Genomic DNA, 14,884 nt, shown 5'->3' with positions numbered 1-14,884 from the left:
TGGTGAGGCCCGGGGACACACAGCACACCGACAAGAAAAACAGTAGCGCGCCGGCTACCCGTCGTCCCGTGATCCGGGCATGGAAGAGATCACAGAGAAAACCGCTCAGTCCGGGATTAGCGCCGATGCCCGCCACAGCGCGCGGGCCGGGCCGCGGACCAGGCCGAGCTCGTCGAGGTACGTGGTCACCCGCTCGCCGGCCCAGCGCAGCGTCTCGCGGAAGCCCGGGTTGCGCCACGCCGCCGCCCGCGCCGCTTGCGGGTCCAGCCCGACGCTGCGGTACGCGTCCGGGTGGATCAGGGAGCGGGTCACCGTGTAGGCGGCTCGGCCGACCATGACCTGGGAGTACCAGAGCATCGGCTTCCCGGCCCGGGCGACCTGCCGCGCGAGCTCCTCGCGGGCGAACCGGATGTGCCGGGCCTCCTCCACGACGTGGATCCGCGACACCATCCGGACCAGCGGCTGGAGGCTGTCGTCGGCCATCGCCTCGCGCTGGAGGGCGTCGAGGATCTCCTCGGCGATGAGCGCGGCGGCGAAGATCTGCACGCCGCCGGCGGTGGCGCCGAGGTACCTGCCGAGCGCCCGGTCGACGGCGTGCGGGCGGTACGCGGGCGCGCCGAACGCCTCGATCATCCGGCCGAACATGATCGAGTGCCGGCACTCGTCGCCGATCTCGGTGAGCGCGTACTGCACGTGGCCGCTGCGCGGGTCCTGGTCGGTGATGTGCCGCAGGAGCATCCGCATGAGCAGCAGCTCGAACCAGATGCCGACGCTGGCGATGCTGGCCACCTCGTGCTTGGACAGCTCGATGCGCTGCTCGGGCGTGAGCCCGTCCCACAGCGGCGTGCCGTGCAGCGACAGCCGGTGCTCCGGCGCGTACATGCGCCCGCCGTCGAGCGGCGCGTCCCAGTCGATGTCCACGCCGGGGTCGTAGGAGTTGGCCGCGGAGATCTTGAGCAACCGCGCGGCGGTGGCCTCTCGCTGCATGTCGGCGCCTCCTTGACGTTACCGGCGGGTAGTTGGTACTACTCAGTACCATGCCCGAGGAATCCACGGTGGTCAAGGCCACGCTGCTGGCCGGCGCCGAGTCGCTGGACGTCACGCTGCGCCTCTCGGGCCGCTTCGACCCGCTCGACGGCCGGTACCACTGGGGCGGCCGGGCCACCGGCGCGGGCGTCGCCGACCTGGTGCGCTCCGGCCGCCGCGCGGTCCTGCTCCGCGCCGGCGGCGCCCCGGTCCCGGCCCGCCTGGTCGAGGTGGACCCGTGGGGCGGCGTCCGGGTGGCCGGGACGGGCACCCCGCCGTACCCCATCGACCGCTGAGCTTGCGTATGCTCTCCGGCGTGGCGGACCAAGGGGGAGGGCCGGACGGGTCGGCGCCGATCGGCCGGCTGCGGGCGACCCTGCTCAATGCCCCGATCCGCTGGCTGGCTGGTTCCGTGGCCGCCGTCGTGGTGCTGGTCTCGGGCGCGTTCGGCGGCTTCGACAAGGTCGACCCGCACGAGGCCGGGATCGAGGCGCTCACCGTCGACGAGCCCTTCGACGCCGCCGCCTGGAAGATCACCGTCCACTCCGTCCGCGCCGTGGACGAGCTGCCGCCCCTGAAGCACCAGGACGAGCAGGGCTGGCGCTGGATCATCGTGGTCGCGACAGTGGAGATCACCGGCTACGCCGAGAGCACCACGTTCTACGAGAAGGCAGTGCAGATCCGCGGCGTCGAGGGCGTGCCGTCGAAGTACGCCGACAAGGTCGCCCTGGCCACGGACGCCAAGGACGGCGCGCTGCTCGGCCCGGGAGTGCCGGCCCGGCTCGGCTTCTTCTGGGACCAGCGGGCCGGTGCCCCGGTGCCGAAGGAGCTCCAGGTCGGCGTCTACGGCATGACCTACAAGCTCGAAGAGCTGTCCGGCCTCTCCGGCTGGTACCCCGACGAGCCCGACGCCCGGCCGCGGGCGATGCTGGCGCTGCCCGTGGACACCCGGCCGGTGGCGGGATGACCGCACCGCCGGCCGCTCCCGCCGCTCCGGCCGCGCGCCACCGCCGGCCCCGCGCGAGCCTCGGCGCCCGCCTCACCACCGCGGCACTGATCCTGGCGACGCTCGTGGCGGGCACCCTCATCATCCTCGTCAAGCCCGACCAGGCCCGGTTGCAGCGCCCGTTCTTCGTCAGCGGCACCGCCGGCGGGCCGGTCTCGCTGCGCACGCTCACGGTCACGGTGCTCGACACGGCCGGCGCGCCGAAGCTGCAGACCAGCCGCGGCGTGCTGGAGACGACGGGCATGTGGGTGACCGTCCGCCTGCGGGTGGTCGCGACCGAGGAGCCGGTGATGCTGCAGTACGCCAGGATCCGCGACGACCGCGACCGCCTGTTCCAGGCCACGAACCGGGTGGACCAGCAACTGGTCGGCGGGCGGACGTTCCAGCCGGGCATCCCCGTCGAGGGCACCGTCGTGTTCGAGGTCGCGAAGGACGCCCGCACCCTGACCCTGCTCGTGTCCCACGACCCCGGCACCTTGAACATCCAGCTCGAAGGCGTTGCGGAGATCGAGCTCCCGGCTCCCGCCGAGGCCTGGCGCACGCAGGAGAAGCCCGTGACCGTACCGTCGGCGAAGGTCGCCGAATGACGCACCCACCGGCGTCCCCGTTCCCCGGCCCCGCCCAGCCCGGCCCTTTCCCCGGCCCCGCGCAGTACGGCCCTTTCCCCGGCCCAGCCCAGCCCGGCTCTTTCCCGGGTCCCGCTCAGCCCGGCACGTTCGCCGCGCCGCCCGGTCCTCCCGCAGCCTTCGGCGCCCCCGCACCCGCCGCCGCCCCGGTGCCCGGCTCGCCGCCCGGGCACTACGCGGCCGCCCCGTTCCAGGGCCGGCCCGCGGTCTCCCCGGCGTTCCCGGGCCCGCCGGTGGCGCCGTTTCCGGGCCCGCCCGCGGTCCCCGCATCGTTTCCGGGCCCGCCCGCGGCGCCGCTTTCCGGGCCGCCGTTCTCTGGTGCGCCGCTCTCCGGGGCGCCGTTCCCTGGTGCGCCGCTTCCCGGTACGCCCGCGGCTCCGCCTGGCGCCGGGCCGTCGCGGGACGGGGGACAGCCGGGCTGGTGGCGACGGAACTGGTGGGGCCTGCTGCTGCTCGTCCCGGCGCTCGCGGGCGCCCTCTCCGGGCCGTACCTGGCGGAGGCCCGGGAGTACCTGCGCGACACGACGACGCCGAGCGTCCCCGTTGCCGCCGCAGCGGACGGCTGGTCCCCGTTCGCCGGCGCCCGGATGCGCCTGGAGCAGCTGACCGAGGTCAAGAACGTGACCGACCGCAGCCGCAAGCCGCTGGCGATCGGCTCCGGGACGGTCTGGAAGGCCACCGTGGCCTACGACGACCCGAGCACCGAGAAGTCGAAACTGGACGGATGCACGGTGTACCTGGAGGACACCACGGGCCGCCGCTTCGGCGACCGCCCGAACGAGCTGGCCCGGGCCGACATCCCGACCGGCAGCGGCTGCGGCCGCCCGTCCAGCAGCTCGACCAAGACGCCCCCGGCAGCGGGCACGCGCTACCAGGCCACGTACTACTTCCTGCTGCCCAAGGACGCAGCCCCGGCCTCGGTCTGGATCACGGTCCCGACCGAGAGCCCCAGCTACGCCCGCCTCCCCAGACCCTAGGGCTCCTCCGGCCACAGGATGCCGCCGTCCGGCACCCCCGTGTCACGGTGCCCGTCGCGCTGCCGCGGCGCCCACGGCGCGGCCGCCCCCGTCGCCCCGCCCGGCGCCGCCGGCTGCGGGGGAGCGGGCACCGACGGATGTGGCAGGGCCGCGCCGGCGTGCGGCACGGGCGGATGCGGCACGGGCACTCGGGCGTGCGGCACGGGCGGATGTGGCAGGGGCACTCCGGCGTGCGGCACCGGCACATGGGTCGTGGGGACCCCGGCGTACGGCGCCCCGTACTCCACCGGTGCCCCGGGTGCGATGGGCGCAGGCGCAGGTGGCATGGGCGCGACTGGCGCGGGTGGCGTCGGCGGCGGTGGCGCGGGAGGCCGATGGAACTCGCGCGCCCCGGCCGCCGGCGCCGCTCCCGGGGGTGGTGGCACCGCGACCGGCACACCGTGGCGCGGCATCTGCGGCGCTGGTGGCGGCGCCTGGGGCGGCATCTGCGGGACCACCTGGTACGGCGGCTGGTTCACCTGCGGCCCCGCCGGTCGAGGTGCCGGCGGGACCGGCGCCCCCGGAGCCGGCCCGGGCGGGTACGCGCCGTGGTGCGGCGCGGCCGGGAACCCCCGCGTGACCGGCGGCGGGGCGACATGCGGCGCCGACGGTGCGGCGGGCGGTGCCGGGAATCCCTGAGTGACCGGTGGTTGGGCGACGGGCGGTGCCGGGAATCCTCGCGTGATCGGTTGTTGGGCGACAGGCGGCGCTGATGGGGCGCCGTGCGGTGCCGGGAATCCTCCCGTGATCGGCGGCAGTGCGACAGGTGCTGCCGGCGGTGCCGGGAATCCTTGCGTGATCGGTGGTTGGGCGACCGGCGGTGGGGCGGCCTGCGCGACCGGGACGAACGCCGGTGCCGGTGGTGGGGGCTGGGTGGCGAGGCCGAGCAGGACCCCGGGCATGGTGGTCTCGGCGGCCGTGTCCGCAGCGCCCGACACCGCCACCGGGGCCGGTCCGGGAACGGCGGGCCGGGGCGGTGGCGGGACCGCTGCCGGGGACGGGTGGAGCGGGCCCAGGACGACCCCGGGGAGCGTGATCTCCGAGTCCGTGTCGATCGATCCGGACATTGGCCGGGGCGGCGTGGCTCCGGTGTCGACGGTGTCGTCCGAGAGGAAAGCCGGATCGAGGGTGTACGCCTGCAGCGCACCCGTCAGCGCCGGCGACACCGGCGGAGGGGGCGCCATGGGCGCAGGCCCGACCGGCGCCGGTGGGGTGGCGGGCGACCCGGCGGGCAGTGGCACGGCCGGTCCGGGTGCGGTGAGTGGAGGTGCGGCCTGCAACGCGGCGGGGGCGTGCGACGGGGCGGGGGCGTGCGACGGGGCAGGCAATGGCACGGCCGGTCCGGGCGCGGCGAGTGGAGGTGCGGCCTGCAACGCGGCGGCGACGTGCGACGGGGCGGGGGCGGGCGACGCAGCAGGCAACGGCACGGCTGGGCCGGGGGCCGCGAGTGGAGGTGCGGCGGGCAGCGTGGCGGGCGTGAGCAGGGACGGTGCAAGGGCGCTGAGCGGAGGGGTGGCGGCCGGTGACGGTTCGGGGGAGGGCGGGGCGGACGGGGCCCGCAGGGCGCTGTCCACGCGCTGGGCCAGCACCAGGCGGTCGACCGCCGCCGTCAGCAGGCAGATCAGCACGACCTGCTCGACCGCCTGATGGATCGGGGCCGTCATGAGGTCCAGGAAGAACCAGCGTTCCTCCCGCTGCGGGCCGACCGTGACCCGCAGCAGCTCCCACAGCCAGGCCCCCAGGCCGAAGCGGCGGTTGCCCTCGAACGTCAGGGGGGCGACCAGGAGGTACAGCAGGCAGAAGAGCAACAACGGGCGGGTGCTGCCCCGGGTCAGCAGGCGCAGCCCGCCGATCAGCGGGCCGAAGCGGTCGTGGAACTGGGTCGACGCCCGGGTCGACACCCAGCCGGTGAAGCCCTTCGCGGAGCTGTGGCGGTCGCGGCGGGGCTGCCCGTTCAGGTCCGCGAGGCGGTGGCCGTAGATCACGGCGCCGATGGTGAGCCAGGCGATCGGGGCCAGGATCACCGTCTCCACGTTGCCGAAGACGGCGCCGATCCACATGAGCACGTCGTCGGCGGGCGCCTTGAACGCGCCCAGGCGGGCGACCACGTCGTCCTTCGCGCCCGTCGCCCACGCGATGATCCGCCGGTCGCCGAACCAGTCCCGCAGCAGGCCGGGCACCAGCGCCAGCGGCACGAGCACCACCATGAGCCACACCGACTCGAAGTACGCGCCGATGATCCCCAGCCAGCGCGGGCCCCGCGGCGGGCCGTCCGGCTCGGCGGGGCGCTGCAGCCGGCCGATGCCCCACCGGACCGCGAACGCCGCCAGGACGACGGCGACGACCACCCACGACAGCTTGACGTCGAGCCGGTCGGACAGGTCGATGAAGTCCTTGTCGGGCCCGTCGGAGGCGATGTTCTCCCCGGCGATGTTGAAGTTCTCGCCGATGGTCTGGCGGCGGACCTCGTACTGGTACGTGTACACGGTGTCGTCGAGGTAGCCCTGGGCGGACCACACCGCGAGGAACGGGATCAGCACGCTGCCGAGGTGGTTCAGCACGCTGCGCTGCGGGCCGCCGGCGGTGCGGGCCGCGCGGGCGAACGGGAGCGACGGGCGGACGGCGCGCATCATCAGCACGTACGTGCTGAGGACGACCAGCGGCGCCAGCATGAGGACGAGCAGTCCGGCGATCGGGTCCAGCCGGGTGGCCCGCACCGCGCCGCGTACGACGAGCCACTGCAGTCCGACGCCCGCGAAGGCCAGCGCGAACAGCACCGGCCAGTGCCGCCAGAGCAGGCGGAACGCGGTACCGATGAAGCCCACCGCGTCGGAAAGACCGCGGCGCACAGACCGCCGCCCCGCCCCTGCGTCCCCCGGCACGCTGCGCAGGCTATCCCGATCGATGCGATCGCCTCAACGCGGCTGGGACTATGGTCCACGGTGTGCGACGGACGGCGCTCATCTCGGTGGCGGCCCTACTCTGTGTGACCGCCGGCGTACTCGGACTGGTGCGGGCCGACCGCGGGCTCGTGCGGGAGCACCGGACGGCCGGCGGGATGCCGGTCGAGCTGGTCCGGCCCGAGGGTGCGGCCGGGAGGCTGCCCGGGGTCGTGGTGGTTCACGGGTACGCCGGGAGCGCCCGCCTGATGCGCGGGTTCGCCGACACCCTGGCCCGGCGGGGGTACGTGGTCGCGCTGCCCGACCTGACCGGCCACGGCGGCAACCCGCGCCGCCTGGAGCCGGCCACCTGGGACGCCTCGATCCAGGCGGACCTGCGGGCGGCGGTCGACCTGCTGCGGTCGTCGCCGCTCGTCGACCCCGACCGGATCGCGCTCGTCGGCCACTCGATGGGCGCCGGAGCGGTCGCCGAGCTCGCCGCGCAGGACCCGGCGATCCGCGACACCGTCGCGATCTCGCTCGGCGAGGAGGGCTTCGGCCGCCCACGTCGGCTCCTCGTGGTCTACGGCGGGCTGGAGTTCCCCGGGTTCCGCGCCGCCGCCCGGGACGCGCTGCGCTCCGGCGCCGCGGAGCGGGTCGTCGAGGTGCCCGGCGTCGAGCACATCTCGGTGCTGTTCTCCGGCCGCACCCACGAGGAGACCGCGGACTGGCTCGGCGCCGCGGCGGGCGACGTCCACCCGCGCGACCGGGTCCTGCCCGGCACCCTGCTGCTGCTCGGCGCGATCCTGGGCCTGCTGCCCATGGCGTCGATCCTCAAGCCGAGACAGCCGGACGCACCGAAGGAGGTCGCCTGGTGGTGGGCCGCGGTGGCCGTGCCGGTGGCCGCGGCCGGCGCGAAACTGGCCGCGCCGCTGCCCCTCGCGGTCGGCGACTACGCCGCGGGGTACTTCCTCGTCATCGGCCTGGTCCTGACCGCGGCCGGCCGCCGGCGCCCCCGGCTGGCGCCAGCGCCGGTGCGCGGGCTGGTCCTGGTGGGGTACGCCGTCGCGGCCGTCGCGGTGCCGATCCACCTGGCGCTGACGCACGCCCTGCCGGTCGGCGACCGCTGGTGGCTGCTGCCCGTGGTGACGCTCTGCTGCGCCGTGTTCCTGTTCGGCGCCGAGTCCGCGTCCGGGGGCGGCGTCGGGCGCCACGCGCTGATCCTCGCGCTGGCGGCCGGCGGTCTGCTGGCAGCGGCGGTGGTCGGCGTGGCGCCCGGTTTCGTCGTGCTGGTGGTGCCGTTGCTGGTCGTACTGCTCGCCTGGCAGGCGGTGTGGGCCGCGGTGCTGCGCCGCCGGGGTGCGCCGGACTGGCTCGTGGCCCTGGTCGGCGCGGTGGTCCTGGCCTGGCCGCTGGCCACCGCGCTTCCGCTGGCGGCGTGATCAGCGGCCGGCGAGCAGCCGGTTCACGGCGTTGTCGACGTCGAGGTGGTCGGTCTCGTGACCGCGGGGCACGACGCTGTACGTGCGGCGCAGGAAGCGGACCAGCACGCTGCGCGGCACCTCGAACAATGCGTTGCCGTCCGGCGACGACAGGGCCAGGGCGACGAAGTCACCCCGCGGGCCGTTCCACGGCCAGACCCGCACGTCGCCGATGCCCGCCGGCTCGTCCAGCCCGGTGAACAACAGCTCCCGGGCGAACGACCAGCTCACCGGCTCGCCCCCGGCCGACTCCGCGTGGAACAGCACGTGCACCGCGTACGGGTCGTTCGGGTCGTAGCGCAGGCTGGCTCGCACCGGCAGCGCCGTCGCGTCGGGCGCGACGAGTCGTAGGGATGTCTCGACCTCGACGGTCGATGGTCGGATAGCGCTCATGTCGTACTCCCCCCGGCACCGCTGCGGAGCATGCCGTGCCCCGCCTCTCCTATGTTGAGGCGATTCCCAGTATTACGCGTAGTGATTTAATGATCTCACTCTGTAGTGTTTCTGGGCCCGATTTGCCGTCAACCGAACATCGTGCGCGCGATGTCTGGTTTCCTGAGCGTGACCGGGGTCCTTGACGAGCCGCGTGGGCCGTTCGCCAATTCATTCCGGTAACGTCCAGTGGTCCGTGGGAGTGACGGGTTAAGGAGTGAAGGGAACGGAAAATGCGCGACAGTGAGGTGGACGGGTCGGGCGTTACGCCTGATTCCGGACCGTCCGGCGCCCGCCAGGGTGACTTGCGGCGTGTCGCTGTCGGCGACGTTCCCGATCCCAGCGGTAAGGACCCCGGTGTGAACTCTCCCGCGGCGTGGCGGATGCGGACGGCCCGGTTGCGGGCGCGCCTGCTGCGCTGGCGCCGCCGCCTCTACGCGACCCAGCTCGGCCGCGTCGGGGTCAAGATCGTCGTGGCCCTCGTCGGCACGCTGATCATCGCGGTCGGCGTGGTGCTCCTGCCGCTGCCGGGCCCGGGCTGGGTCATCATCCTGGGCGGCCTGGCGATCCTGTCGATGGAGTTCCACTGGGCCAAGCGCCTGCTGCACTTCACCCGGGAGCAGCTCCTGCGATGGACCAGACTGGTCCGGGACGGCTCGTGGCTGGTGCGGATCGTCTCGGTCGGCGGCCTCCTCCTGGTGGTCGGTGGGGCGTTGCTGCTGTCGTTGCGGATGCTCGCCTGACTCCACAACTGCGATGGTCGGGGTCGCGGGGTGAGTCGAGGCCATCCTGGCCGGGTGGATGATCGGCGGTCCCCCGATCCTTTCCGGGGACGGCCCAATCGCGTGTCGGCTTTACCGATCGTGCGCGTTTGTGTTGTATGCGTTTCGTGACGTGGTGATTTCGACACAGGCGCGCGAGTTGGCTACCGTGGGAGTAATCTCGCTCAGAACGTGGTGTGGCATGTCACGCCGACCTTGTCACCAGTATCTTGTTTGCAACCGAATGATGCGGCCGGTGCGCTCAGCGGCGAGATCCGGATCGGTTCCGTACACATCGGTTCTGTACACCTGGGTACCACCGAGGAAAGGCCACTCATGGCGAAACGCGTCATCCACGAGCTGATCGACGACATCGACGGCAAGCCCGCCGCCGAGAGCATCGTCTTCGCGCTCGACGGCGTGCAGTACGAGATCGACCTGTCCGCCGCCAATGCCGCGAAGCTGCGGGACGCGGTGGCGCCCTTCGTCGCCGCCGCGACGAAGGTCGGCCGAGGTGGCGTCGTCGCCACCGCCCGGGGCCGCGAGGTCCGCGTGCGCAGCGTCACCCGCGGCGACCGCGACCAGAACCGCGCGATCCGGGAGTGGGCCCAGGCGAAGGGCATCGACGTTTCCGACCGCGGCCGGATCAAGCAGGACATCGTCGACCGCTACCACGCCGAGGCCGGCCGTTAGCCGCGGTGCGGCCGAATGTACCGGCGGTGAATAACGCCGGATGATCACGGCCGGCGTCCTGCAAATTACGTGCAGTGGCGACGGCGATCGATTCGAATCGCATACGAATCGCGACGAGCCGCGACCCGGACTCCGGGCGCGGCTCGTCGCGTTATTGGGGCCGGTTAGGCGGAGGCCAGCTCCCGGTTCGGGGTGCCGATCTCGATCTTGCGCGGGCGGGACTTCTCGGCCACCGGAATGCTCAGCGTGAGCACGCCGTTGTCGTAGTTCGCCGCGAGGTGCTCGGTGTCGAGGCTCTCGCCCAGCACCAGCCGGCGGGTCACGGTGCCGGTCGGGCGCTCGGTGATCACGCGGCGCAGGCCGTCGCGCTGCGCGCGGGTGCGCTCGGCACGGACCGTCAGCACGTTGCGGTCGACGGTGGCGTCGATGGTCGCCGGGTCGACGCCCGGGAGGTCGATCTCGACGTAGAAGGTGTCGCCGTCGCGGTAGGCGTCCAGCGGGGCGCGGTGGTTGGCGGCGAAGACGGCGGCGGTATCGAACGGAACGGTGCGCAGCAGCATGGTGTAGGTCCCCTCCAAGGTTGAGCCCCTGTCGCTCAAGTCTTACAACTGGGGAGCTGCCCGGGACCTTCCGTCAGCGAACGTGAGCCCGGTCACGCAGCGTTCCGCCCCAGTGCACCGTGCACGGAAGCAGGCGCTGGACCGGCTCGGCGCCTTCCAGCGCGTCGGTGAGCACCGTGACCGCCTCCCGGCCCATCTCCCGGCGGGGGATCATGACCCGGGTCAGCTCCGGCGGCACCGGCCCGTTGCCGCTGGGCTCGGCGAGGGCCGCCACCGAGAGCCCCGGCCCGAGGTCCGACTCCAGCAGGGCCACGGCGTCGGCGAACTCCTCGGTGAACACGGCGGTCACCCCGGCCGCGCGGACCGCGTCGAGGCCGGCCCCGGGGAGGTGCACGAAGCCGGGGAACGCGCGCAGGCGGTCGGTGTGCGACTCGGCCGGGCCGCCGGTGCCGAGGTACCCGATCCGCTCGTGGCCCAGGGCGAGCGCCCGCGCGGCCAGCTCGGCCACCGCGGCCGGGTAGTCGGCCCCGACGTACGGCACGCCCGGCGTGTCCCGCCGCCCGACCGACACGAACGCGTAGCCCTCGGCGACGAGCCGCCGCAGGTCGGAGGCGTCGACGTGCCGGCCGAGCAGCACGGTGCCGTCGGCGAGGCCGATCCGGCTGTCCTCGTGGAAGATCCGCCGCCCGCGCCCCGACGTGAACAGGAGCAGGTCGCAGCCGAGCTCCTCGGCCCGCTCCTCGATGCCGACGAGGAACGGGTGATAGAAGTCGGCGGTACCACTGGGAAACACCGACTCGTAGGTGAACACGCCGAGGATCCTGTTCCGGCCGGACACCAGCCGCCGGGCCACCGGATCGGCGACGTAACCGGTGCTGCGGATCGCCTCCAGGACCCGCTGCCGGGTCTCGGGCGCGATCCGCACGTCGTCGCCGGTGCGGTTGTTGAGCACCAGGGACACCGTCGCCTGGCTGACCCCGGTCATCCGGGCGATGTCCCGCTGCGTCACCCGACGGCTCATGCGTCCTCCGCTTCGCTCCGGCCGCACGAACTCCAAACTGAGCCCATGATGAGCGGCCTCCTCCGCTCCGCTCCGGAACCACTCATGCGTCCTCCGCTTCGCTCCGGCCGCACGAGCTCCACACCGAGCCCATGATGAGCGGCCGCTCCGGAACCACTCATGCGGGAAGGTGTATCACCCTTTCAGTCCCGTGTGGGCGAGTCCCTCGACGAACTGCCGCTGCGCGATCACGAAGACGACGAGCACCGGCAGCGCGGTCAGGGAGGCCGCGGCCAGCTGCACGTCCCACATCGGCCCGCCGTAGGCGTCGACGTACTGGGTCAGCGCCTGGGGCAGGGTGAACTTCTCCTTCGTGGACAGGTACACCACCGGCTCCAGGAACAGGTTCCAGCTGGACAGGAACGTGAAGATCCCGACCGCGCCGAGCGCCGGGCGGGCGAGCGGCAGCCCGATCCGCCAGAACGTCGCGAACCGCCCCAGGCCGTCCACGCGCGCCGCCTCCTCCAGCTCGCGGGGCAGCGTCACGAAGTACTGCCGCATGATGAAGGTCGCGAGCACACTCGGCGCGCCCAGCATCGGGACCAGGATCAACGGCCAGTGCGTGTCGATCAGGCCGGCCCGGTTGAACAGCTGGAACAGCGGGACGATCGTCACCTCGCTCGGGATGAGCAGCCCGGTGAGCACGACGATGAACAGCACGTTCTGACCCGGGAACCGGATCCGGGCGAACGCCCACCCGGACAGCGACGCGACGGCCATCGTGCCCACCGTCACGATCGCGGCGATGTACAGGCTGTTCCAGTACTGCTGGGCGAACGGCTGCAGCTCGAACACCTCGCGGTAGGCGCCGAACTGCCAGTGCGACGGCAGCAGCCGCGGCGGGTAGGAGAAGATCTCGCTCGTCGGCTTGAACGACGACGTGACCATCCACCAGGTCGGGAACACGAACGGGATGCACAGCACGCTGAGCAGGCCGTAGACGACGACCTTACGATTCATGGAAGACCCATCTCTTGCGCATCTGCCACTGCACCAGCGTCAGCGCCAGGACGATGACGAACAGCAGGATGGCCAGGGTCGAGCCGTAGCCGAAGTGGTGGAACTGGAACGCCTGCTGGTAGAGGTAGTAGACGAGCACGGTCGTCGAGGTGCCCGGCCCGCCCTGGGTGAGCACGGCGATCTGCGCGAAGACCTGCAGCGAGCCGACGACCGTGATGATCGACGTCAGCAGGATGGTCGGGCTGATCATCGGGATCGTGATGCGACGGAAGCGGGTCCACGCCGACGCGCCGTCCAGCTCCGCCGCCTCGTAGAGCTCGTGCGGCACCCCCTGGAGCGCGGCCAGGAACAGCACCATGTTCAGTCCGACGTTCTTGAACACCTGCACGGCCACCACCGACACCATCGCGGACGTGCCGTTGCGCAGCCAGTTCGGGCCCTCGACGCCGATCGTGTCCAGCAGTCCGTTCACGCCGCCGTTCGACTGGAGCAGGAAGCCCCACACGATGGTCCAGGCGACGAGGGACACCACCACCGGAGAGAAGAAGAGGGTTCGGTACACCGTGAGGCCGCGCAGCTTCTGGTTGAGCAGCACCGCCAGGAGCAGCGCGAGCGACAGGTTGAACACCACCAGCCCGGCCGAGAACAGCCCGGTCGCCCGCAGCACCGACGGCAGCGCCGGGTCGTCGAGCAGGGCCTGGTAGTTCTCGCCGCCCACGAACTCGAAGCTGCCGGCCAGCACGTTCCATTCGTGGAGGCTGTACCACAGCACGAGGCACAGCGGCAGGAGCACGAAGACGGCCGAGCCGACCAGCTGGGGGGTGATGAACAGGTACCCCACCAGCCGGTCGGCGGTCCGCTGGCGCAGCGTCACGACTTCGCCAGTTGTGGTGCGATCTTCGCGCAGACGCCGGACAGCACGGCCTTGACGTCGGCCTGCGGCTGCCACAGCGGGTCGAGCGCGGCCCGGACGGTCTGGCTCAACTCGGCGAAGCCGGCGTGGCTCGGGCCGACCTGCCCCTTGGCGATCCCGTCGACGACGACCTTCTGCAGCTGGTCCGGCTTGAGCAGCGGGTTGGTCTTGGCGAGCGTCTCGGCGGTGAGCTGGCTGGTGCGCGGCGGCGGGAAGTACGCGGCGAGCTTCGCCGAGTTGGCCGGGCTGGTCATGAAGGCGAGGAACTCCTGCGCCGCGGCCGCGTGCCGGCTCTTCTTGAACACCCCGATGCCGGCCTGGCCGAACACCGCGTACGAGCCGACCTTGCCCTGCGGCAGCGGCACCAGGTCCCAGCCGAACGTGTTCTTCAGCAGCGACGCCCGGCTGATCTGGGTGATCGTCATGGCCGCGTCGCCGGCGAAGAAGTCGGCGCTGACGCCCGGGCCGGGCAGCGCCTTGTCGGTGAAGACGGCCTTGTGCAGCGTCGTCATCGCCTCGACCATCTCGGGCTTGTCGAACCCGCAGGTCTTGCCGTCCGCGCTCCACGCCTGCGCGCCCCAGCCGCCCCAGAAGCTGGCCAGGTTGTTCCACGTCTTGTAGTCGAAGTCGCGGACCACCAGGCCGGCCTTGCCGGACTTCGCGTTGACGGCCGCGCCGAGCTTCAGGGCGTTGTCCCAGTTCCACTGGCCGGCCGCGATGAGCTCGGCCGGCGTCTGCTGCCCGGCCTGCTTCACCAGGTCGGTGTTGACGAAGACGCCGAACGGGGAGGTCGAGAACGGGTACGCGTAGAGCTTGCCCTGCGTCTCCCAGAGCTTGCGCGGTCCCGCCGCCAGGTCGTCGAACTGGTAGCCGTCGGTCTTCTGCAGCGTGTCGTCCAGCGGTACCAGCGCACCCGAGCTCACGAAGTCGGGCGCCGAGTTCTCCAGGATCCAGGCCAGGTCGGGCTGGTTGCCGCCGGCGATCTGGGTGGTGAGCGCGGTGGTGTACGTGTCGAACGGCAGCGAGTCGAACTTGATGTCGGTGACGTTGGGGTGGGTGCTCTTGTACTCGTCGGCGATCGCGTTGAACAGCTTGAGGTGGGCCTCGTTGGCGGTCCAGATCGTCATCCGGAGGCTGACCGGGCCGTCGGCCTCCTTGGTGTCGTCTCCGTTGCCGCAGGCCGACAGGGCTAGGAGCGCGGCGGCGGCGATCGCGGTGGATTTCCAGCGCATGGCGGGTCTCCTTGAGAGGGGGTGTGTTCAGTAACCGGTGACGTCGGGCCACGCGAGCTCGACGCCGTCTTCGGTGAGTCGGTGCTGGAACCCTTGGAGGTGTTCGGCGTCGCCGCGCACGGCCCGCGGGGTGCGGTTCGTGTCCAGGCAGTACGCGGCCAGGGCGCCGGCGGCCTCGCCGATGTTCCACTCGACGGGATGCAGGCGGTAGCAGCCGTTCGTGATGTGGGTGGTGCCGA

General features: G+C 72.5%; 16 protein-coding genes. 7 read left to right on the top strand and 9 right to left on the bottom strand.

Going from position 1 to position 14,884, the window contains the following annotated elements; all coding sequences use genetic code 11:
* Positions 1-105: 105 nt before the first annotated feature.
* A complete protein-coding gene (locus ABZS66_RS26760) occupies positions 106-987 on the bottom strand; it encodes a diiron oxygenase (RefSeq protein ID WP_354762185.1) in 882 nt (293 codons plus the stop codon).
* Positions 988-1,037: 50 nt separating this feature from the next.
* On the opposite strand from ABZS66_RS26760, the gene ABZS66_RS26755 reads away from it, so the two are divergent.
* Genes ABZS66_RS26755 through ABZS66_RS26740 form a run of 4 tightly spaced genes read left to right on the top strand, consistent with a single transcriptional unit; the run spans position 1,038 to position 3,635 of the window.
* Positions 1,038-1,322: a DUF4873 domain-containing protein gene (locus ABZS66_RS26755; RefSeq protein ID WP_354762184.1), complete on the top strand. Its 285-nt coding sequence runs from the start codon at positions 1,038-1,040 to the stop codon at positions 1,320-1,322.
* A gap of 20 nt (positions 1,323-1,342) precedes the next feature.
* A complete protein-coding gene (locus tag ABZS66_RS26750; protein WP_354762183.1) occupies positions 1,343-1,993 on the top strand; it encodes a hypothetical protein in 651 nt (216 codons plus the stop codon).
* Positions 1,990-2,619 (top strand): hypothetical protein, encoded by a 630-nt coding sequence (locus tag ABZS66_RS26745; protein ID WP_354762182.1) that lies wholly within the window; start codon positions 1,990-1,992, stop codon positions 2,617-2,619. Before ABZS66_RS26750 ends, ABZS66_RS26745 begins: the two co-directional genes overlap by 4 nt.
* Positions 2,616-3,635 (top strand): hypothetical protein, encoded by a 1,020-nt coding sequence (locus ABZS66_RS26740; RefSeq protein WP_354762180.1) that lies wholly within the window; start codon positions 2,616-2,618, stop codon positions 3,633-3,635. Before ABZS66_RS26745 ends, ABZS66_RS26740 begins: the two co-directional genes overlap by 4 nt.
* On the opposite strand, the gene ABZS66_RS26735 is transcribed toward ABZS66_RS26740, so the two are convergent.
* A complete protein-coding gene (locus ABZS66_RS26735; protein ID WP_354762178.1) occupies positions 3,632-6,556 on the bottom strand; it encodes a hypothetical protein in 2,925 nt (974 codons plus the stop codon). The two genes, ABZS66_RS26740 and ABZS66_RS26735, sit on opposite strands and share 4 nt — an antisense overlap.
* A gap of 62 nt (positions 6,557-6,618) precedes the next feature.
* Here ABZS66_RS26735 and ABZS66_RS26730 point away from each other — a divergent pair, with 62 nt between their 5' ends.
* Positions 6,619-7,995, top strand: a complete 1,377-nt coding sequence (locus ABZS66_RS26730; RefSeq protein ID WP_354762176.1) for an alpha/beta fold hydrolase — start codon at positions 6,619-6,621, stop codon at positions 7,993-7,995.
* Here the strand turns inward: ABZS66_RS26730 and ABZS66_RS26725 are convergent, their stop codons facing one another.
* The gene (locus ABZS66_RS26725; protein WP_033356715.1) at positions 7,996-8,427 is read right to left on the bottom strand and encodes an SsgA family sporulation/cell division regulator; all 432 of its coding nucleotides are present in this window, start codon (positions 8,425-8,427) and stop codon (positions 7,996-7,998) included.
* 398 nt (positions 8,428-8,825) lie between these two features.
* On the opposite strand from ABZS66_RS26725, the gene ABZS66_RS26720 reads away from it, so the two are divergent.
* Together ABZS66_RS26720 and ABZS66_RS26715 are read left to right on the top strand one after the other, a co-directional pair.
* Positions 8,826-9,209: a PGPGW domain-containing protein gene (locus ABZS66_RS26720; protein WP_354762173.1), complete on the top strand. Its 384-nt coding sequence runs from the start codon at positions 8,826-8,828 to the stop codon at positions 9,207-9,209.
* Between the two features lie 354 nt (positions 9,210-9,563).
* The gene (locus tag ABZS66_RS26715) at positions 9,564-9,920 is read left to right on the top strand and encodes an Lsr2 family protein (protein ID WP_354762171.1); all 357 of its coding nucleotides are present in this window, start codon (positions 9,564-9,566) and stop codon (positions 9,918-9,920) included.
* Between the two features lie 164 nt (positions 9,921-10,084).
* Here ABZS66_RS26715 and ABZS66_RS26710 read toward each other — a convergent pair whose 3' ends face one another.
* The 6 genes from ABZS66_RS26710 to ABZS66_RS26685 all read right to left on the bottom strand — a co-directional run.
* Positions 10,085-10,480 carry an Hsp20/alpha crystallin family protein gene (locus ABZS66_RS26710; RefSeq protein ID WP_354762169.1) on the bottom strand — a complete coding sequence of 132 codons (396 nt, stop codon included), beginning with the start codon at positions 10,478-10,480 and terminating at the stop codon, positions 10,085-10,087.
* Positions 10,481-10,553: 73 nt separating this feature from the next.
* The gene (locus ABZS66_RS26705) at positions 10,554-11,501 is read right to left on the bottom strand and encodes a LacI family DNA-binding transcriptional regulator (RefSeq protein WP_354762167.1); all 948 of its coding nucleotides are present in this window, start codon (positions 11,499-11,501) and stop codon (positions 10,554-10,556) included.
* 174 nt (positions 11,502-11,675) lie between these two features.
* On the bottom strand, positions 11,676-12,500 hold the full coding sequence (locus ABZS66_RS26700) for a carbohydrate ABC transporter permease (protein ID WP_354762165.1): 825 nt from the start codon (positions 12,498-12,500) through the stop codon (positions 11,676-11,678).
* On the bottom strand, positions 12,490-13,374 hold the full coding sequence (locus ABZS66_RS26695; RefSeq protein WP_354762163.1) for a sugar ABC transporter permease: 885 nt from the start codon (positions 13,372-13,374) through the stop codon (positions 12,490-12,492). The genes ABZS66_RS26700 and ABZS66_RS26695 overlap by 11 nt, the downstream gene beginning before the upstream one ends.
* Positions 13,371-14,645, bottom strand: coding sequence for a sugar ABC transporter substrate-binding protein (locus ABZS66_RS26690; RefSeq protein WP_354762161.1), 1,275 nt, complete (start codon positions 14,643-14,645; stop codon positions 13,371-13,373). Before ABZS66_RS26690 ends, ABZS66_RS26695 begins: the two co-directional genes overlap by 4 nt.
* A 27-nt stretch (positions 14,646-14,672) precedes the next feature.
* On the bottom strand, positions 14,673-14,884 hold a 212-nt coding region (locus ABZS66_RS26685), incomplete at its 5' end, for an FAD-dependent oxidoreductase (protein WP_354762159.1).

This window comes from Dactylosporangium sp. NPDC005572 (genome assembly GCF_040605515.1).
Taxonomy (GTDB): Bacteria; Actinomycetota; Actinomycetes; order Mycobacteriales; family Micromonosporaceae; genus Dactylosporangium.
The sequence above is the reverse complement of the archived record's forward strand: the minus strand, read 5'-3'. Positions and strand labels throughout refer to the sequence as shown.